At 68.7% G+C, this 18,435-nt stretch carries 24 protein-coding genes; 5 read left to right on the forward strand and 19 right to left on the reverse strand.

What is annotated here, in order from left to right; all coding sequences use genetic code 11:
- Window positions 1-5: 5 nt before the first annotated feature.
- From ABZZ22_RS08265 to moeZ, 8 genes are all read right to left on the reverse strand, one after another.
- A complete protein-coding gene (locus ABZZ22_RS08265) occupies window positions 6-455 on the reverse strand; it encodes a cupin domain-containing protein (RefSeq protein ID WP_354929104.1) in 450 nt (149 codons plus the stop codon).
- Entirely contained in the window at window positions 436-1,134 is a 699-nt protein-coding gene (locus ABZZ22_RS08270) for a hypothetical protein (protein ID WP_354929107.1), read from the reverse strand. The genes ABZZ22_RS08265 and ABZZ22_RS08270 overlap by 20 nt, the downstream gene beginning before the upstream one ends.
- Before the next feature lie 95 nt (window positions 1,135-1,229).
- Complete coding sequence (locus ABZZ22_RS08275) at window positions 1,230-1,895, reverse strand: lysophospholipid acyltransferase family protein (RefSeq protein WP_354929110.1); 666 nt, start codon at window positions 1,893-1,895, stop codon at window positions 1,230-1,232.
- Window positions 1,895-2,215: an MGMT family protein gene (locus ABZZ22_RS08280; protein WP_354929113.1), complete on the reverse strand. Its 321-nt coding sequence runs from the start codon at window positions 2,213-2,215 to the stop codon at window positions 1,895-1,897. Before ABZZ22_RS08280 ends, ABZZ22_RS08275 begins: the two co-directional genes overlap by 1 nt.
- A 123-nt stretch (window positions 2,216-2,338) precedes the next feature.
- Entirely contained in the window at window positions 2,339-3,208 is an 870-nt protein-coding gene (locus tag ABZZ22_RS08285) for a hypothetical protein (protein ID WP_354929116.1), read from the reverse strand.
- A 60-nt stretch (window positions 3,209-3,268) separates the two neighbouring features.
- A complete protein-coding gene (locus tag ABZZ22_RS08290; protein WP_354929119.1) occupies window positions 3,269-3,931 on the reverse strand; it encodes a class F sortase in 663 nt (220 codons plus the stop codon).
- Entirely contained in the window at window positions 3,928-4,218 is a 291-nt protein-coding gene (locus ABZZ22_RS08295; RefSeq protein ID WP_354929122.1) for a hypothetical protein, read from the reverse strand. The genes ABZZ22_RS08290 and ABZZ22_RS08295 overlap by 4 nt, the downstream gene beginning before the upstream one ends.
- 175 nt (window positions 4,219-4,393) lie before the next feature.
- Window positions 4,394-5,608: an adenylyltransferase/sulfurtransferase MoeZ gene (gene moeZ / locus ABZZ22_RS08300; protein ID WP_354929125.1), complete on the reverse strand. Its 1,215-nt coding sequence runs from the start codon at window positions 5,606-5,608 to the stop codon at window positions 4,394-4,396.
- 127 nt (window positions 5,609-5,735) lie between these two features.
- Here moeZ and ABZZ22_RS08305 point away from each other — a divergent pair, with 127 nt between their 5' ends.
- The 3 genes from ABZZ22_RS08305 (at window position 5,736) to ABZZ22_RS08315 (ending at window position 7,141) form a co-directional block, all read left to right on the forward strand.
- Window positions 5,736-6,368 (forward strand): TetR/AcrR family transcriptional regulator, encoded by a 633-nt coding sequence (locus ABZZ22_RS08305; protein WP_354929128.1) that lies wholly within the window; start codon window positions 5,736-5,738, stop codon window positions 6,366-6,368.
- An 86-nt stretch (window positions 6,369-6,454) separates the two neighbouring features.
- Window positions 6,455-6,676, forward strand: a complete 222-nt coding sequence (locus ABZZ22_RS08310) for a DUF3107 domain-containing protein (RefSeq protein WP_292649100.1) — start codon at window positions 6,455-6,457, stop codon at window positions 6,674-6,676.
- A 153-nt stretch (window positions 6,677-6,829) separates the two neighbouring features.
- Window positions 6,830-7,141, forward strand: a complete 312-nt coding sequence (locus ABZZ22_RS08315; RefSeq protein ID WP_354929132.1) for a hypothetical protein — start codon at window positions 6,830-6,832, stop codon at window positions 7,139-7,141.
- 173 nt (window positions 7,142-7,314) lie between these two features.
- Here the strand turns inward: ABZZ22_RS08315 and ABZZ22_RS08320 are convergent, their stop codons facing one another.
- The gene (locus ABZZ22_RS08320) at window positions 7,315-8,388 is read right to left on the reverse strand and encodes a C39 family peptidase (RefSeq protein WP_354929135.1); all 1,074 of its coding nucleotides are present in this window, start codon (window positions 8,386-8,388) and stop codon (window positions 7,315-7,317) included.
- A complete protein-coding gene (locus ABZZ22_RS08325; RefSeq protein ID WP_354929138.1) occupies window positions 8,378-9,079 on the reverse strand; it encodes a ferritin-like fold-containing protein in 702 nt (233 codons plus the stop codon). The genes ABZZ22_RS08320 and ABZZ22_RS08325 overlap by 11 nt, the downstream gene beginning before the upstream one ends.
- A gap of 174 nt (window positions 9,080-9,253) precedes the next feature.
- On the opposite strand from ABZZ22_RS08325, the gene ABZZ22_RS08330 reads away from it, so the two are divergent.
- Window positions 9,254-10,714, forward strand: coding sequence for a DEAD/DEAH box helicase (locus tag ABZZ22_RS08330; protein WP_354929141.1), 1,461 nt, complete (start codon window positions 9,254-9,256; stop codon window positions 10,712-10,714).
- A gap of 94 nt (window positions 10,715-10,808) precedes the next feature.
- Here ABZZ22_RS08330 and ABZZ22_RS08335 read toward each other — a convergent pair whose 3' ends face one another.
- On the reverse strand, window positions 10,809-11,426 hold the full coding sequence (locus ABZZ22_RS08335; RefSeq protein ID WP_354929144.1) for a L,D-transpeptidase: 618 nt from the start codon (window positions 11,424-11,426) through the stop codon (window positions 10,809-10,811).
- 223 nt (window positions 11,427-11,649) lie between these two features.
- On the opposite strand from ABZZ22_RS08335, the gene ABZZ22_RS08340 reads away from it, so the two are divergent.
- Complete coding sequence (locus ABZZ22_RS08340; protein WP_354929147.1) at window positions 11,650-12,414, forward strand: SDR family oxidoreductase; 765 nt, start codon at window positions 11,650-11,652, stop codon at window positions 12,412-12,414.
- Between the two features lie 11 nt (window positions 12,415-12,425).
- Here the strand turns inward: ABZZ22_RS08340 and ABZZ22_RS08345 are convergent, their stop codons facing one another.
- From ABZZ22_RS08345 to ABZZ22_RS08380, 8 genes are all read right to left on the reverse strand, one after another.
- On the reverse strand, window positions 12,426-13,025 hold the full coding sequence (locus tag ABZZ22_RS08345; RefSeq protein WP_292649082.1) for a MarC family protein: 600 nt from the start codon (window positions 13,023-13,025) through the stop codon (window positions 12,426-12,428).
- Entirely contained in the window at window positions 13,022-13,897 is an 876-nt protein-coding gene (locus tag ABZZ22_RS08350) for a PHP domain-containing protein (protein WP_354929150.1), read from the reverse strand. Before ABZZ22_RS08350 ends, ABZZ22_RS08345 begins: the two co-directional genes overlap by 4 nt.
- A 9-nt stretch (window positions 13,898-13,906) precedes the next feature.
- Complete coding sequence (locus ABZZ22_RS08355) at window positions 13,907-14,557, reverse strand: DUF6758 family protein (RefSeq protein ID WP_354929152.1); 651 nt, start codon at window positions 14,555-14,557, stop codon at window positions 13,907-13,909.
- A 152-nt stretch (window positions 14,558-14,709) separates the two neighbouring features.
- On the reverse strand, window positions 14,710-14,886 hold the full coding sequence (locus ABZZ22_RS08360; protein WP_354929155.1) for a hypothetical protein: 177 nt from the start codon (window positions 14,884-14,886) through the stop codon (window positions 14,710-14,712).
- Between the two features lie 94 nt (window positions 14,887-14,980).
- The gene (locus ABZZ22_RS08365) at window positions 14,981-15,535 is read right to left on the reverse strand and encodes a histidine phosphatase family protein (RefSeq protein WP_354929158.1); all 555 of its coding nucleotides are present in this window, start codon (window positions 15,533-15,535) and stop codon (window positions 14,981-14,983) included.
- A gap of 36 nt (window positions 15,536-15,571) precedes the next feature.
- Window positions 15,572-16,363: an SDR family oxidoreductase gene (locus ABZZ22_RS08370; protein WP_354929161.1), complete on the reverse strand. Its 792-nt coding sequence runs from the start codon at window positions 16,361-16,363 to the stop codon at window positions 15,572-15,574.
- Window positions 16,364-16,373: 10 nt separating this feature from the next.
- Window positions 16,374-17,426 (reverse strand): MaoC family dehydratase, encoded by a 1,053-nt coding sequence (locus tag ABZZ22_RS08375; protein WP_354929164.1) that lies wholly within the window; start codon window positions 17,424-17,426, stop codon window positions 16,374-16,376.
- A gap of 51 nt (window positions 17,427-17,477) precedes the next feature.
- The gene (locus ABZZ22_RS08380; protein WP_354929167.1) at window positions 17,478-18,413 is read right to left on the reverse strand and encodes a glycosyltransferase family 2 protein; all 936 of its coding nucleotides are present in this window, start codon (window positions 18,411-18,413) and stop codon (window positions 17,478-17,480) included.
- Window positions 18,414-18,435 lie beyond the last annotated feature (22 nt).

The following is an 18,435-nucleotide window of genomic DNA, read 5'->3' on the forward strand; positions in this document are numbered from 1 at the left end:
CGGGTCTACTCCGCAACGCCTGATTCTCGGGCGAGCTCGAAGTCGTCGAAGTCGAACCCCGGCGAGACCACACAGGAGACGAGGGCGTCCTCGGACGAGGGGACCGTACGCTGCCACACCCCCGCCGGCACGACGGCCTGCGGCACCTGGCCGGCGGCGACGTCCACCCCGACACGGACGATCTCGCCCTCGACAGGGGCCGTGTCGGAGCCACCGAGCTGCAGGGACACCACACCGGTGTGCGCCAGCCAGATCTCGTCGGAGGTGACGCGGTGCCACGCGGACGACTCCCCCGCCAGGAGCCGGAAGTAGATCAGGGTCGCGGTCGGACGAACCCGCCCGTCGGGCAGGGTGACGGTCTCGGCTGCGGCCCAGCTCTGTCGGAACGAGCCGCCCTCGGGGTGCGGCGCGAGGTCGAGTACGGAGGTGATGGGGTCAGCGGTCACCCGGCCCATTGTGCCGGGTCTCGTTGGCCGGATCGTCGGGGAAGCGCGGGTCGCCGAGCAGGTACTGCCAGAACAGTCCAGGCTTCTTGTGCGGCAGCGGCTTCGGACCGCCGACCGAGCGGTTCTCGAGCGCGTCGCAGATCGCGTCGACGGGACGGGCCACGCGGCGTACGACCTTGCCGGGCAGGCCCGTGTGCGGGAGGCGGGGATGTGGGCGGGAGGGCGCCCTGCGCTCGGCCGCCATGATCCGCTCGGCGACGAGCAGGAGCACGTCGTCGGAGACCTCCGCCGCGAGGTGCGAGACCAGCTCGTCCTCCTTCTCCTGCTGAGCGTCGAGGGCCTTCTCGACCTCGCCCCACAGCGTCGGCCACGAGTGGGTGGTCTCCCAGGTGGAGCCGTACTCGTGCGCCTTCACGTGGAAGACCAACACCTCCAGGTGCCGCGCGGTGGGGAGATAGTCATGGACCAGACCGTCGCCGCCCTCGCAGTTGGCGGAGACTGCGGGCAGCAGCGCCTCGTCCACGGCGTGCAGGTGTCGAGACGTACCGGCGTTGAACTGGTCGATCGGTGGACAGCCCCGACGGGTCTGCTCGGGCCTGGCGATGATGCTCCGAGCATGGGCCAGGCGCCCAGCGAGCTCGTCGTGCTTGCGGCGCAGCTCGTCCTGCAACACGGTCGTGGTGGCCATCTGCCTCACCTCGGCTGCTAGCCCTCTGATTTGCTCGGTCACCTTCCAGAGTGCGCCTCTTCTCGCCTCGACGCAACAGGCAGCGCAACAGACGATCAGACGTCGGCCGGCCGCTCGTTGTAGACACCGGCCGCCTCCTGGCCGCTCAGCACCGCGATCGCCGCCATCACCTCGTCGGTGATCACCCGGCGAGCCTTGCCGAGAGGTACGCCGTCGAAGCGGCCCGCCACCTGGATCGGCTGCCCGAACGCGACGGTGACCTTCGCCAGGCGCGGCAGGCTCGATCCCACCGGCTGAAGCTCAGCGGTCCCCCGCAGACCCACCGGCACCACAGGGACGCCTGCGGTCAGCGCCAGGTGCGCCACCCCCGTACGGCCGCGATAGAGCCGGCCGTCGCGGGAGCGGGTGCCCTCCGGATAGATCCCGAACGCCTCGCCATTGCCGAGGACCTCCAGGGCCACCTCCAGCGAGCCGAGCGCCGCCTGCGGGTCGTCGCGGTCCACCGGCAGCATCCCGAGCCCCTCGAACCACGCCTTCTGGGCCGCACCCTTGAGACCGGTGCCGGTGAAGTAGTCGGACTTGGCCAGGAAGTGCACCGGCCGGGGTGAGACCGACGGGATCACGATCGAGTCGGCGAAGCTGAGGTGGTTGCTGGCCAGGATCACCCCGCCGGTACGTGGGACGTTCTCGGCCCCCGTCACCGTGGGGCGCCAGACGGCCCGGAGAAGGGGTGGCACGACGGCGTGGAGGACGCGATACATCACATGCTCATCGTAGGTGGCAGCCACAGCGCGGCACGCAGGTCCACCGCCCCCGAGACACGGCGCGGGGTGCCCTCCTCGAGATAGGCCTGCCGGGCCTCCTCACCGTGGGAGGCGGGGAGCGAGCCGTCGGCCCGCACCACCCGCCACCACGGCATCCCGGCGCCCTCGCGTGCCATCACCGAGCCGACCTGCCGCGGACCGCCCCCGAACTCGTCGAAGAGAGCGTCGGCGATCGCACCGTACGTCGTCACCTGCCCGCGTGGGATCTGCTCGACAAGACGCAGAACGGCTTCTACGTACGCCTCCCGGTCGGTCATGTCGCCGCCTCCGTAGCGCAAGCGCAACCATACGGACGCGGCGACCTGACCCTCATGGTCGCTCGCTGGCGCTCGCTCATGTCGCGCACATTAGCGCGGCATGACCGACCGAGGGCAGCGGCGTCAGAGGATGGGGCTGAACGGCTCGGTGCCGTTGACCAGACGCAGACCGGAGATGCCCGAGTTCGCCTGGGCGTACTTCAGCTCGAGGTCCATGTCACCGATGTTGTTGGACGCCGGCAGCGGGAGCAGACCGAGCGTCGACAGGGTGCCGACGGCCTTGCCCTCCGCGTTCAGGAAGCCGGAGCCGGAGTCTCCGGGGATGCCCGGGGTGAGGTTGTAGAGCGGGTGCGACCACCGGGTGCCGTTGACGCTGTCCCCGAGGGAGAGGCCGATCTTCGGCGAGAGCAGGTCGATGTCGGCGCGGATCGAGGAGTTGCCGTAGGAGTAGACCTTGTCACCGGCCACGGTCCCGTCGGTGTCGATGCCCGTGGGGCCGCCCCAGATCGGCACGGTCGGGTTGACCTTGCCCGCGTCGGCGGCGTCCACCTTGACCAGCGCGAAGTCGTTGTAGGCGCACGTGTTCTCGTCCGTGGTGCCCTGCCTCTTCATGGTCAGCCAGGAGGAGTACGCCAGCTTCCCCTTCCCCAGGACGGTGCCCTCGCTCAGCAGCGAACCGCCCTCGTTGAAGGTCACCGGCGTGCCCAGCGGGAGCGACTCCGCGGCGCAGCCGTTGGTGTCGGTGGCCTCGCCGAGACCCGCGCAGTGAGCGGCGTAGCCGACGTAGACGTTCGCCGCCGAGTCGGCGAAGACGAAGTTGGCGGTGCACTGGGCACCGTTGGTGTACATCTGCACGCCCGGGGTGATGGTGGCCGTGTCGGCCGGCGCCCAGGCCTGGGCCGGAGCCGGGATCAGCGCGGGGACGAAGGCGGCGGCGAGAGCGCCGGCGGCGATGGCTGCGGCGCGGCGTGTCGAACGGCGGATACGGAGCATGTGGGGGCCTCGTTCTGTAGGTGATGTGACTCACAAGTAACGACGCGCGGTGGCCGCGGGTTACGGCACCGCCACGACCACGGTGTTGCCCTGGAAGGAGGTGCCGTCCCAGTCGTCGCACGTCACCACGACCAGCTTCGGCTTCCCATCGGGATCGAAGAGCTTCGCGCTCCGCTTGGCGACCTGCTCCTTGGAGAGATTCCGCACCGACCGGACGGTGTAGCTGAACTCGCCGTCCTTGGTCCGCACGACGATCTCGTCACCCTCGTTCACCTCGCCCAGCCGGTCGAGGATGCCGCCTCCGTTGTGCAGGGTGTGGCCGACGATCAGCACCGAGCCGTCATCGGCCCCGGGCTTGGCGCCGCCCTTCCACCAACCCATGAGCGAGGCGTCAGCAGGCGGGGTGAGCGTGCCTTGCTCCATCGCCAGCGGCACCACGTCGGCGTGCACGTTGAGCGAGGGGATGGAGACGCCGCGTACCTTTCCCTTCTTCTTCGGCACCTCGGCCAGGGCCTCGGCCGGGATCGAGGAGGTGGTCCCCGGCGGGGTCGAGGTGCTCTTCTTCGCCTCGTCGAGCTTGGTGTAGTAGTCGTAGGCGGCATAGCCGAGCACCGCGACCGCGACCACCAGGACGACGACGAAGATCTCCCCGATGAAGGTCCTCAGGCTCGGTTGGCGACGTCGAGGACGGGGAGGCTCGTGGTGGTGGTAGCCGTGACTCACTCGGCCGAGCGTGCCACAGCCTCAGCCCGCCGTCGTCGGACGGCCAGCCCGACACCCGCTCCCATCAGCAGCGCACCGACCCCGGCGAAGACGTACGACGGAGGTACGCCGCGGGTCGGGTCCGCGACGTTCGACTCCAGTCGATCCGGGTCGATCGCCGTACCGACAGCAACTCCGGAGACAGGCTCCGGGGCCTGGCCGCTCGCGTTGGCAGGGGCTCCGAGAAACAGTCCGCCGGCCAGAGTGGCACCGGCGAGCGTCGCGCTGAGACGAGCGCGTGTGGACAACGTCGATCCTCCGGGGTTCGTGCACTGGTGCAACTCCGCCCCCCGCAGCTGCGCGGCAAAACTATCGGGTACGTCCCTCACATAGAAAGCCAGCGGCGGCCCCAGTGGGGCCACCGCTGGCCAACAGTTCAGTAACCCGGTCCTCGGGCCTGCCCAGGCCCACCGGAAGGACCGGTCAGTACGACGGCTGGCTCGGGTCGATCTGGTTGACCCAGGCCACCACGCCACCGCCGACGTGGACCGCGTCCGCGTAGCCGGCACCCTTGGCGATCGCGAGCACCTCGGCGCTGCGTACGCCGCTCTTGCAGTGGAAGACCAGCGGCTTGGCACCATCTGAGGTGAGCTCGGCGACCTGCGGGATCGCGTTGCCGTTGAGGAAGTCGCCCTTCGGGATGAGCACGGCGCCGGGGATCTTGTTGATCTCGTACTCGTTCGGCTCGCGCACGTCGACGAGGACGAAGTCGCGGCTGCCCTCCTCGCGCTCCTTGATCATCTCGGCGAGCTGGGTGACCGAGACGGTGGAGCCGACCGCGGCGTCGGCCGCCTCGGTCGAGAGCGCACCGCAGAAGGCGTCGTAGTCGATCAGGTCGGTGACGGTCGGGTTCTCGCCGCACAGCGCGCAGTTGGGGTCCTTGCGGACCTTCAGCTTGCGGTACTCCATCTCGAGTGCGTCGTAGATCATCAGCTTGCCGACGAGCGGCTCACCGATGCCGGTCAGCATCTTGATGGCCTCGTTGACCTGGATGGACCCGATGGAGGCGCAGAGCACACCCAGCACGCCGCCCTCGGCGCAGGAGGGGACCATGCCCGGGGGCGGGGGCTCCGGGTAGAGGCAGCGGTAGCAGGGCGCGTCCTCACCGATCGTCGGCGCGAAGACCGAGGCCTGGCCGTCGAAGCGGTAGATCGAGCCCCAGACGTAGGGGATGCCCAGGAAGTAGGCGGCGTCGTTGACCATGTAGCGGGTCGCGAAGTTGTCGGTGCCGTCGACGATCAGGTCGTAGCCGGTGAAGATCTCGCGCACGTTGTCGTTGTCGAGGCGCACGTCGTGCAGCACGATGTCGACGTACGGGTTCACCTCCCGGATCGCCGCCGCGGCCGAGTCGGCCTTCGGCTGGCCGACCGTCGACTGCTTGTGGATGATCTGGCGCTGCAGGTTGGACTCGTCGACCTCGTCGAACTCGACGATGCCGAGGGTGCCGACGCCGGCTGCGGCCAGGTAGAGCAGGGCGGGCGAGCCGAGACCGCCGGCACCGATGACCAGCACCTTGGCGTTCTTCAGGCGCTTCTGCCCGTCCATGCCGACGTCGGGGATGATGAGGTGGCGGCTGTAGCGGCGCACCTCGTCGATCGTCAGCTCGTCAGCGGGCTCCACGAGCGGGGCTAGGGACACAACGGCTCCTCAGTTCGGACGTACGTATGCCTGCTTGAACACCGCGGGCACTTCTCCATGTTCCCTCATCCGTGGAGGAGGCGACGACGCGTCCCGCGATCCGAGTACCAGCGGGTAGGCTGCTGGCGTGACCACGCACCAATCCGAGCTCGACCCCACTCGACCGCGAGGGGCGCGACTGCCCCGAACGGAGCGACGAGCCCAACTCCTCGATTCCGCTCTCGAGGTCTTCGTCGCCTACGGCTTCCACGCTGCTGCGATGGACGACATCGCCGAGAGGGCCGGGGTCTCCAAGCCCGTTCTCTACCAGCACTTCCCCGGCAAGCTCGACCTCTATCTCGCCCTCCTGGAGAAGTCCGCGAACGAGATCATCGATCGCACCCGGGAGGCACTGGCCTCGACCGACGAGAACAAGGAGCGCGTGGCACGCACCGTCGAGGTCTTCTACGACTACGTGGCATCGGAGTCCGGTGCCTTCCGGCTCGTCTTCGAGTCCGACCTGACCAACGACCCCGCCGTGCGCGAGCAGGTCGACCGGGTCACCAACGAGTGCGCCGAGGTGATCGCCGAGATCATCGCCGAGGACACCGGATTCGGCCCCGCTGCCTCCCACCTCCTCGCGGTCGGCCTCGTCGGCCAGATCCAGGTCAGCGCGCGCTACTGGCTCCATGACAACGGCGACCTGTCGCAGGCCGACGCGGCCCGCCTGGTCGCCGGGCTCTCTTGGCGCGGCATCGGCGGCTACCCGAAGACGGATTGATTCCGCCCATAGCGCAACGACGGGGTTCCTCACCTTCTGTGTGAGAGGATTCCGAAGCATTGATCGACCCATCGCAAGGAGGACCCGTGGAGGTCAAGATCGGCGTCCAGCAGGCCGCCCGTGAGCTCGTCGTAGAGACCGAGGAGTCCAGCGAGTCGGTGGAGAAGCTCATCGCCGACGCCCTCGGCGGCGGCGCCGTGCTCGCTCTGACCGACAGCAAGGGCCGCAAGGTCATCGTCCCGACCGACAAGCTCGCCTACATCGAGCTCGGCCCGGCCAAGGTCGGCAAGGTCGGGTTCGCGGGCTGAACCACTACGGACGGCACTAATCAGGGATGGCCCTGATTCCTGGGGCGAACTTCCGGTTTTTGGCCATGTTGCCCGTGCATTCGGGTACCAACAGGTGCACTATCGAGTGATCGGCGCATTAATCGCGCCGCATTCAACCTGAAGGGATTGGGCATGATCGGGACCATCATCACCGTGCTCGTCGGTGGGGTCATCATCGGGCTCCTCGGCAAGTTCCTCGCCCCGGGCAGTCGGGACAACATTCCGTTCTGGCTGGTCGTGATCTGCGGGATCGTCGGCATGCTCGTCGGCGGCTGGATCTACTACGCCATCTTCGGCGTGGCCGGCAACGTGGCGGGCAACCCGGACTACGACATGTGGAACACGTCCAAGGGAATCGACTGGTGGCGTCACCTCTGGCAGGTCGTCGTCGCCGCCATCGCGGTCGTCGTGGCCGCAGGTGTCACCGGAAAGACCAAGGCCTGAGCCTCACCCAGGTCACAGCGAAGCGGTCCCGCCCCTCTGGGGTGGGACCGCTTTCGTTTGGTTGGAGTGCTCTGCGGAGGGCTCGAACTCGTGTAACACGTCGTTCGTAGGTCTATCCGGTCGTTATAAAGGGCGAGTAGTACTACGAACGACGTGTTACACGTCTGGCGGCGTCACCAGTTCGGTTGCGCCGGCGGCTCCGGCGGGGCAACCTCCGGCGGCCGGACGACGTAGACGACGCGCCCGGAGCGGGCCCAGGCTCGATCTAGCTCGCCGAGGTCGTACGTCGCTCGCACCTCCGCGTCGCTGGCGATCTTGTGGGAGGCAGGGTCGTGGACGATCGGGTCACCGTCGTCACCGAAGCCGACCAGCACCAGCAGATGGCCGTTGGTGACATACCCCGCGCCGGTCAGCTCGCCCTCCTGGTGGGAGACGGCGAACACGAGCGGGATCCCGGCCTCGACGAACCGCGCGGCCTCGGCGAAGGAGCGGAGCCTGGTGACGTACGCGACCAGCCCCCGCGCGCCCGCATAGGCGGTGTTGAAGGCCCAGTTGCCGGCGCCGCCGAAGGACTCGTCGTAGACCTCCCGAACGGTGAACGGAACCTGCGGTTCGGGGGTCTCGTAGTCCACCCAGGCCGTCTCTTCGAGAGTCGGACCGACGCCCCAGAAGTCGGCGATCATCGCCGTCGACGCGGCGCTGCACCAGGACTGGCCGCCGCCGTCCCAGTGCGGATAGCGGTCACGATGGAGCTGCTGCGAATAGGCCGGTACGCCCCTCACCACCGTCCCACGAGCCACCGGCCCCGGCCCGGGCACCGAGTCCCGGACGTTCGCCGAGGCCATCGCTCCGAGCAGGCTGGCCTGCGGCAGGCTCCCAGCAGCACCGTGCAGACTCAGCCGCAACGAGAACGCCGTGAACCTGCGCCCGTCCCGGCCCAGGATCGTGTCGTCTGCAGCGTCCGCGATCGCGTCGTCCTGGCCGGCGACGGAGGTGGAGGTGAAGGCCGGGTCCGAGGACCAGCGGGCCAGCACCAGCCAGCCGCTCCGCTCCCCCGACTCGGCAACCACCCGAGCCGCGACCTCCACCCATGTCCCAGGCGGCGTCACGACGTTCCAGGAGGCGATCAGCTCGCCGAAGGAGAATCCGGGACTGACCTCGGGCGACGTCCACACACCGGTGGCATCGGGAGCGATCTGCGCTCCCTGCCAACCGGTCCAGAGGATCTCTGGGCTGTCAGTGTTCAAGTCCGAGCTTGCCCATGCGCTCGATGTGACGCTGGGTGAGGCGGGTGAGCATCTCGCCGATCGAGCCGAGGTCGAGACCGGGAAGATGATCGCCGGTGATCAGTTCGCTGAGCCCCTCGCGGGTGGCTGCCACCTGCTGCGCCTGGGTGAGGGCCTCCCCCATGAGGCGACGACCCCACAGAGCCAGCCGTCCGCCGATGAGATGGTCGGCCTCGATGCCGGCCCGGACCCGGTCCACGACGAAGTCGGCCCGCCCGGCGTCCTCGAGGGTGGTCACCACGAGCTTGTGGGTCTCCTCGTCGAGAAAGCCGGCGATCTCGCGATAGAAGTCGTTGGCGAGCCCGTCACCGACGTACGCCTTGACCAGCGACTCCCACCAGTCCGCCGGACTCGTGTGGATGTGGAACTCGTCGAACCCGGCGCGCAGGGACTCCATCGCCGCGTAGGAATCGGCGCCGAGCTCCTCCAGCCGGTCGAGCACCGGCTGGATCTTGGCGTGCTGGGCAGCCGCCATCGCGAGCAGAGCCGTCTTGTCCGCCAGCGACGGCGCCATCTTGGCGTCGTCGGTCAGCCGCTCGACGGCCGAGACCTCGCCATAGGCGACAGCTCCCAGCAGGTCGATGACAGCGGCCTTGTAGACGGGATCCTCGAAGGGATCCTGAGGACCCGTGAACTCTGACGATGCAACCACGGGAGAACCCTACCGATAGAATGCATTTTGACCGACCCAGCACCGCTGATACTCAGCTCTGTATCGCGGCGGTCTGGATCCCGTATGTGCGCGGCGTGGCACTCGCTTGGCAAGCTCGAGACACCCGTGAGTCGCTCGCCGCATTCGATGAGACAAGCGAGTAGCGACGAAATCATGACGACGTTCAAGGACCTCGGTGTTCACCCCGAGATCTGCGCTCCGCTCGAGCGCAAAGGCATCACCACCCCGTTCCCCATTCAAGAGATGACGCTCTCGGTCGCCCTCCAGGGCACCGACATGATCGGCCAGGCCCGCACCGGCTCCGGCAAGACGCTGGCCTTCGGCATCCCGGTCGTGCAGCGCAGCGTCTCCCCCAAGGACCCCGACTACGTCGACCTGCCCCAGGGCAAGCCGCAGGCGCTGATCGTGGCGCCGACCCGCGAGCTGGCCATGCAGGTCTCCGCCGAGATCTCGATGATCTCCGTCGACCGCGGTCTCCGTGTGCTGACCGTCTACGGCGGCGCCGGCTACGACCCCCAGCTCGACGCGCTGGAGAAGGGCGTCGACATCGTGGTCGGCACCCCGGGTCGCCTGATCGACCTGGCCAACCGCAAGGTCCTCGACCTCTCCCACGTGCACGCCCTCGTCCTCGACGAGGCCGACGAGATGCTCGACCTCGGGTTCCTGCCCGACGTGGAGAAACTGGTCACCCTCACTCCGGAGACCCGCCAGACGCTGCTCTTCTCGGCCACCATGCCGGGTGCGATCGTGGCGCTGGCCCGCTCCTACATGCGCCACCCGATGAACATCCGCGCCGAGTCGGCGAGCGAGCGCGAGACGGTGCCCGCCACCGCACAGTTCGTCTACCAGGCCCACGACCTCGACAAAACCGAGATGATCGGTCGCCTGCTGCAGTGCGAGGACCACGACAAGATCGTCGTCTTCTCCCGCACCAAGCGACAGGCTCAGCGGGTCGCCGACGACCTCGCCGAGCGTGGCTTCCCAGCCTCTCCTCTCCACGGGGACATGCAGCAGGCTGCCCGTGAGCGCGTGATGCAGAAGTTCCGTGACGGCAAGGTCGAGGTCCTGGTGGCCACCGACGTCGCCGCTCGTGGCATCGACGTCACCGGCGTCTCCCACGTGGTCAACTACACCACCCCGGACGACGAGAAGACCTACGTCCACCGCATCGGTCGCACCGGCCGCGCCGGCGCCTCCGGCGTCGCGGTCACGTTCGTCGACTGGGCCGACCTGCACAAGTGGAAGATGATCAACAAGGCTCTCGACCTTCCCTTCGACGAGCCGCAGGAGACCTACTCCTCCTCAGAGCACTTCCTCCACGACATGGGCATCCCGAAGGGCACCAAGGGCCGGATCAAGGCCGCCGCGCCCGCCAAGCCCAAGGAGAAGGACTCCGAGAAGGACGGCGAGAAGCGTGAGCGTGCTCCGCGCAACCGCGACCGTCAGCGCACCCGCTCCCGCGGGGGCCAGGCCGTCGACAAGGCCGCCGCTCCGGCTGGTGCCGGATCTGCAGAGTCTGCGACGAAGCCGGCCGACGGCGAGACCGAGGGCTCCGCGCCCCGGCGCCGCCGGCGCCGCCGCTCCTCGAACAGCTCGGCGACGAAGACGGACTGAGCTCGCCGAGCCGGTTCCTTCATCAAGGCATGTAGGTAAAGAAACACATCCCCAGCGGAGCTCCGCTGGGGATGTGTTCTTTCGGCTGCATGCCCTATTCGGTGACGACCACCTTGGTGCCGATCCGCGCGAAGCGCCACATCGCCTTCGCGTCCGGCTCCGCCTGGCGGATGCACCCGTGCGAGAGCGGGGTGCCGAGCTGGGCGCGGGACTGTACGCGCTTGCCCTTGTCGACCGGGATGTTGTGGAACCCGATCGCGGCGTTGGGGCCCTTGGTGAAGCGTACGAACCACTTCATCCTGCCCGAGTCGTCGATCCCCCTGGCGTGCTTGGAACGGGAGAAGACGCGGTAGGTGCCGGGCTTCAGGTTGTCGTAGACGCTGCCCGAGACCGGATAGGTACGCCGCGGCCGATCCGCCGCGGAGACGATCCAGACCCGCTGACGGCTGATCGAGAAGACCGCCCGGCGTCCACTGCCGGAGTCGGCCGGCAGCATCTTCTCCGCAGTGGCGATCCAGGCGGCGACGTGGCGCGTGGTGTCCTCCTCGCGCTGGGCGTCGGGCGGCATGACCGGGGCGCGAACCTCATCGCCGGCGCCCATCTTCACACCGCCGGCGGTCATGCTGGGCCGGCCGTCTGCCGGAGGCTCGGCGACCACCTCGATCCCGACGTACAGGCCGGCCGCGGTCAGCAGGGATGCCGCGAAGAGCATCTTTGCGCGCCGGAGAGGCCGAGATCTCGTCCGGTGCCGCCCGCCGCGGCTCACTTCTCCACCGCGCGTCCGAGTACGCCTGCGAAATCCACGTCGAACATCATCCAAACTCCGGTGACCGCAAGTCAACTGTCACACGACAGACAGAAACCCGGGTTCCGCTGGCGGACGGTCGGTCTGATACCCGGATCCTCCGCGTGCCTCGCGGTGGCAGGATTGCCCCATGTCGAAACCCACCTCCCTGATCACCGGCGCGACAGCCGGCATCGGACTGGCCTTCGCCCAGCAGCTCGCCGCCCGCGGTCACGACCTCGTCCTCGTCGCCCGTGACGAGGAGCGTCTCAACGGCGTCGCGAAAGACCTGACCGACGCTCACGGCATCGACGTAGAGGTCCTCCGCGCCGACCTGATCAACAGCGCCGACCTGGCCCGGGTCGAGGCTCGCCTGGCCGACGCCGACCATCCGGTCGACCTGCTGGTCAACAACGCCGGGCACGGCCTCAAGCACCGTTTCCTCGACAACACCGCCGACGAGGAGACCGCAATGGCACAGGTGCTCGTCATCGCGCCGCTGCGCCTGTCCCACGCCGCGCTGGGCGCCCAGGTGGCCCGCGGCCACGGCGGCATCATCAACGTCGGCTCCGTCGCCTCCTACCTGCCTCGCGGCACCTACTCGGCCGCCAAGGCGTGGATCAACTCCTTCACCGAGTGGGCCCACAACGAGTACGCCGGCAAGGGGATCAAGGTGATGGCCCTGCTTCCGGGCTTCACCAAGACCGAGTTCCACGAGCGCCTCGGCTCCGGCTACGACTCCGCCCCGGAGTGGATGTGGCTCGACGTCGACGACCTGGTCCGTGAGGCGCTCGAGGACTACGAGAGCGACAAGATCTTCTCGATCCCGAGCAAGCGCTACAAGGCCCTCGCCACCCTCGCGCGAGCGGTCCCGACCGGTGTACTCCAGAAGTTCCAGTCCCTGGGCCGCAGGTAGCCGAGCCGGGCTCAAGCGTTCGCGACGAAGGTCATGACCGCGTCAGCGACCATCTGGACGGCGATCGCCGAGAGCAGCAGTCCGGCGATCCGGGTGATGAGCAGGACGCCGGACTCCTTGAGGACCTTGAGGATCGGGATGGAGAAGACCATCGCGACCAAGAGGGCGAGGTGGACGACGATGAGTCCGAGGCCGAGCCCGAAGGCGGTCCCGACGGAGTCGACCTCCTGGGTGAAGACCATGGTCGCGACGATCGCGCCGGGGCCGGCCAGGAGCGGGGTGCCGAGCGGCACCAGGGCCACGTTGGCTCCGGCGGCGGCGACAGGGTCGTCGAAGTTGTCGGTGAGGAGCTCGAGGGCGACCAGCAGCAGAAGCAGGCCGCCGGCACACTGCAGCGCCTCGAGGGAGATGTGCAGGAAGTGCAGGATCGCCTGTCCGAACAGCGCGAAGATCGTGATCACCAGGAACGAGACCGCGACCGCGAGCAGCGCCGCACGGCGCTGCTTGGCCGGTGACTGTCCCGCGGTCAGCGACAGGAAGATCGGGATCGTGCCGACCGGGTCCATGATCACGAAGAGCGTCACGAAGGTGGAAACGAAGATCTCGGTCAACGTACGACCTCGGGGGTGACGCGTCCGGAAGCTGCCGAGGCGGCGGCGGCGCGCTCCAGGAGCCGCTCGTACTCGGCTGGTGCGGTGGTGTTCACTCCCAGATGGTGACCCACCTTCCCGGTGCCGTGGTAATCGCTGGAACCGGTCACCACGAGGTCTAGATTGCGGGCGATCACCCGCAGCTTCTCGCGCGTTTCCGGGGTGTGGTCCTGGTGGTCGACCTCCAGCCCGGACAGGCCCGCGTCGACCAGCGTGGAGATGGCCGCCTCGTCCGGCTGCTGGTGTCCGGAACGTCCCCACGGATGGGCGATCACGGTCACGCCGCCGGCGGCGGCGACGGTGCGGATCATGGGCTCGAGCGGGGCGGCGTAGCGGCTGACGTTGGCAGGTTTCCCGGCCCCGAGGTAGCGGTTGAACGCCTCGTCTCGACTGCGCACGATTCCCTTGGCGACAAGCGCGTCGGCCAGGTGCGGACGCCCGGAGGCGGCGGCATCTCCGGAGACGGCCGCCACGTCCTCGAGCGACACCTCGATGCCGAGACGCGCCAGCCGGTCCAGCATCAGCGGCAGCCGCCCGTCACGGCCCGCCAGGACACGGGCGAGCTCGGTGACCAGCGGCGGGTGGGTCCGGTCGGGCAGGTAGGCCAGCAGGTGCACGCTGTGGCCGAGGTGGTCGGTGCTGATCTCCATGCCCCGCACCAGCCCGATGCCCACCTCCGCGGCAGCCGCGGCCGCCTCGTCCCAGCTGGCGGCGGTGTCGTGGTCGGTGATCGCGACGACATCGAGCCCGGCGGCCTTGGCCGCCTGGACCAGCTCGGCGGGCGAATCGGTCCCGTCACTCACCCGCGAGTGAGTATGGAGGTCGATGCGCACTCGATCATCTTAGTGGTCCCACCAGGAGCCTCCGGTCTCACCGAAGGGCAGCTCGACCATCTGGACGCCGAGATCGTCGACCTGGCGCAAGTGCCAGCCGTCCTGGAGCGTCAGCATCGCCGTGGCCGGCCGGAAGACCAGCCACAGCCAGCGGCCGGCGGCCTCCCCGACCAGCACCGACCGCTCCCACTCCTCGGCCCCGTTGGTCCACTGGGTGATCGGCCACAGCGGGACCATCTGCCCGGCGACGCGGATCTTCGTCGTGGGTGGCCCGGTGCAGGCGTCGACACCAGGATCGCGGCCTTCCGTACGCGCGCACCGAGCGCCCAGCCCGACGCCGGCCTCCTCGGTGACGATGGTCAGCTCGACCGGTCCGTCGTCGGGGGTCACCCCGGTCCACGTGAGCATCGTCGCCGAACCCTTGGCCTCGTCGCCGACCACGGCGAGGTCGGCGATCGACCACCCCGTCTCGACCGGCCAGGGAACATAGGTGGGCACCTCACCGGCCAGCGCGAGAACCTGCACCAGGTCCTCGTAGGACGCCTTGTCCGTACGCCACACCGGGGTCACCACGCCGTGCTCGGGGCAGGACCGGCTGCCGCCGGCGCCGATGCGCGCCACCGGCGTCGCGCAGCGTGGACATCCCTCCGCTAAAGCCACCCCACAACGGTGACTCCTACTGCCGATTCGGTCAAGCGCGGGCCGCGTTTCTCCCGCGGGTGCGCCGGACCGCCCACTCGACCAGGTCGGCGAGTGCCTCGACCGCTTCAGCGCACGCACGAGCGGCAGGAGCGGCGTCGTCGGGCTCCCAATCAGGGACGGTCTCCGGCCCCCTTCCTTGGCGCCGCGTCCGCCTGGTCTCGCCACGTCTTGCCGGGGACGAGGATGCCCAGGTCGGTCAGGTGATCCCGATGCGCGTAGAGCGCGTGCTGCAAGGACGTGGTGCCGGACTTCATCGCGCCGGCGTGGACGATCACACGACGTGCCACAGCTGCCCTCCTCGGGCGGCCGCGGGATGTCACGGCCACCTGATCAGGGATCACACCAGCCCGCGCGACACCACCCAGGCGGGCTATGGACGAGCTATGTATTCCAATACTTCACCACGGGTTGGCCGTGGTGGGTGTCGAGCATCGAGACGGTGGCGGTGTCCAGCCTGAAGAACCGTCCCTCGCTGACCGGGAGCTCCAGCCACACCGCCGCCAGCGCGCACAGGGCGTGGCCGTGGGAGAAGACCAGGGTGTCACCGTCGCGCTCGCGGGCAGCCGTGGCGACACGGGCCAGCCGCTCCTGGACGGCGGCCGCGGGCTCTCCCCCGGGCGTCTTCGCGGTCCACAGGCTCCAGCCGGGGTCGGTGCGGTGGATCTCCGGGGTGGTGATGCCCTCGTAGTCGCCGTAGTCCCACTCGACCAGGTCGTCGGTGACGACGACATCGGGGAAACCCGCGAGCTCAGCCGTACGCAGCGCCCGCTGTCGTGGGGAGGTCAGCACCGCGGCGTACTTCTGGTCCTGAAGCCGGGACGCGAGCAATTTGGCAGCCTCCTCCCCCTCGGGAAGGAGCGGGAGATCGGTGCGGGAGGTGTGCCGACCGTTGAGCGACCACTCGGTGGTGCCGTGCCTGACGAGGTAGAGGGCCATGGCCCTATCAAACCAGCCGCGCGCCCAGCCGAATCCTCAGGCCCGAGTGATGAACCGGTTGACCTGACGGACGAACAGGTTGGGTGCGAGGTCGGCAGCGGTCGAGAGTGCCCTGGCGGGGAACCCGACGGTGGTGTGCACCTTCGGCAGCCGGAACAGGCCCTTGCGCGGCTGAGCCATCTCCCAGACCTGGTCGGCGACGTCCTCGACCGTGAGCCGGATGCCCAGGGTCTCGTGGGACGAGGCCGCGTTGCCCTCCAGCAGCGCTGTCTTCACCCACAGCGGCCAGACCGCCTGCACCCGGATGCCCTCCTTGCGCCATTCCAGCTCCAGCGCCTCGGTGAGCCCGCGCACGGCGTACTTCGACGCGCTGTAGGAGGCGATCTCCGGCTGCCCGTAGATCGCACTCGCACTGCAGACGTTGATGACGCCCGCGCCGGGGGTGGCCCGCAGGTAGGGGTAGGCCGTGTGGCAGCCGTTGATCACACCGTTGACGTTGATCTCGATGGTCTGGTGATGCATGGCCAGGTCGACGTCGGCCAGGCGCCCGGCACGCAGGATGCCGGCGTTGTTGACCAGCAGGTCGAGACGACCGCCTGCGGCGGTGGCGAACTCCTCGAGCGCCGCGTTCCAGGACGCCGGGTCGGTGACGTCGAGCGCACCACCGATCGCCGAGTCGGAGCCGAGGAGTGCTGCCACGTCGCGAGCCAGGTCGGCGTCGATGTCGTAGATCCCGACGAACCAGCCCTGCGCCGCGAACTTCTCGACGATCGCCTTGCCGATCCCCTGGGCCGATCCGGAGACGAAGAGAGCCTTTTTCACTGCCATGACGTGCTCCTTACGCAGGGATGAGCGCCCAGTAGTCGAGGTCGAGCAGCACCCCGGGGGCGTACTTTCCGTCCTCACCGCGCAGGGTCATCGACTCGTCGCGCCCCTTGGTGGCGACCAGGCGCAGGCGGAGCGCGCCGACACCCGGGGCGTCGGTATCCACGCGGTCGAGCACCTCCGACCAGGCGTAGACGGTGTCGCCCGCGAAGGCCGGGGAGGTGTGGGCGCCGGCGTTGATCGCGGCGATGAGCTGGGCGTTGGCGAGGCCGTTGAACGACAGCGCACGGGCCAGGGAGATGATGTGGCCGCCGTAGACGAGGTTGCGCCCATCGGGCCGTGCCTCGACGTTGAAGTGCACCTTCGCGGTGTTCTGCCACAGGCGGGTGGCCTGCTGGTGCTCGGAGGTGGTCAGGGTGACACCGTCGACGTGGTCGATCTTCTCGCCGACCTCGTAGTCGGCGAGCCGGTGCGGCTCACCGGCGGCGGTGAAGTCGTAGGACGAGAAGTCGAGGCCCTCGGGCACGATCAGGTTCTTGGCGTCGACCGCCGTCGCCAGCTCCGGGATCACCGTCTCGGGGGCGGCGGTTCCCTCGGTGGTCGAGCCTGTCGAGACCCGCTTGTGGACCATCACCCAGCGCGCCCAGTCGATGGCGACCTCGCCACGCTGGTTGGTGGCCGTGGAGCGTACGTAGACGACACCGGACTTGCCGTTGGAGTTCTGCTTGAGCCCGATGACCTCGGACCTCGTCGAGAGCGTGTCGCCCGGCACCACGGGCCGATGGAAGCGGCACTCGGCGTAGCCGAGGTTGGCGATGGCGTTCAGCGATACGTCCGGGACGGTCTTGCCGAAGGCGATGTGGAAGCCGATCAGCTCCTCGACGGGGTGCAGCTCCAGCCCGACCGAGGCCGCGAAGGCAGCGCTCGAGGGCACCGCGAAGCGAGTCGGGTAGAGCGAACCGTACGCAGCCCGGTCGCCTTCGGTCACCGTGCGCGGCGTGGCGTGCTCGATGACCTGGCCGACGTGGAAGTCCTCGAAGAAGTTGCCGGGGTTCGTCTTGCTCATCTGCGGCCTCTCGTCCGTGATTCTGCGTGGATTACCGGACAGTAACCTAGATCAGACGATCCCATGAAGACGTTCCGGGATGCGTAGCAGCGGGTGGTTGCGGAGGTTGTCGATGTGGCCGGGGCCATCGGCTCGATACACGCCGTTCTCCTTGCGCACCAGCCTGGCCGGCAGGACCGTGGTCGGGTCGAACTCCTCGACATCGGCGCCCACCGAGGCGGTCGCCCGGGTCAGCAGGCCGGCGAGGTCGTCGCCGGAACGTCCCCAGGAGCTGCCCTTCCCACGGCCCACCGACTTGGCGAGCTGGTTGCGTCGGTCGGCCTGCCGTCGCAGCAGGTCCACGTCGGCGAACTTCATGTGGAGCATGAACAGCCCCGCATCGGGAACGTACGGCGCCTCGATCCCGTGGGAGGCGTTCGTCCAGGCGGCCGGCACCCGTTTGACCGACGGCTTGCACATCAACGGCGCGAACTGGGCGAACGCCCGCTGGCCGACGATCGGTTTGCCGCTGACCATCGGCCCCTCGAGCGCGGTGTGGTGGACGATGTTGAGGGCGAGCGGAGCGATGACCTGGTCGGGTCGCCTGGCCAGGTAGTCGGACAGGTCGGCGTAGCTCGCCGGGTCGGGGACGAGGAACTCGTCGACGTCGGTGAAGATGACCACGTCGTAGATGCCGAGCAGGCCCTGGGCCACCCCGCTGGCCAGTCGCATCCGACCGGACTCGAAGCTGCCCTTGCGGAAGCCGGGCAGGCGTTGGACCGTGCAGCCCAGGTCGTCGGTGGAACCGTCGGTCGAGCCGTCGTCGAAGACGATCAGGTTCTCGTGACCCGCCGCTCGGCCGTAGTGGTCGACCCATCGGGCGAGCATCTCGCCCTCGTCGCGGGCGATCGTGAGCACCGCGACCAGCGGCGGCGTAGCCGTGGCCGCGGTCTCGCGTGCCTCATCGGCGAGGCTGCGCCTTCGGCGCAGGCTCCAACTGCTTGACAAAGAATCCCCCGAATGTGAATGC

The organism is Nocardioides sp. NPDC006273, from assembly GCF_040613495.1.
Classification (GTDB): Bacteria; Actinomycetota; Actinomycetes; order Propionibacteriales; family Nocardioidaceae; genus Nocardioides.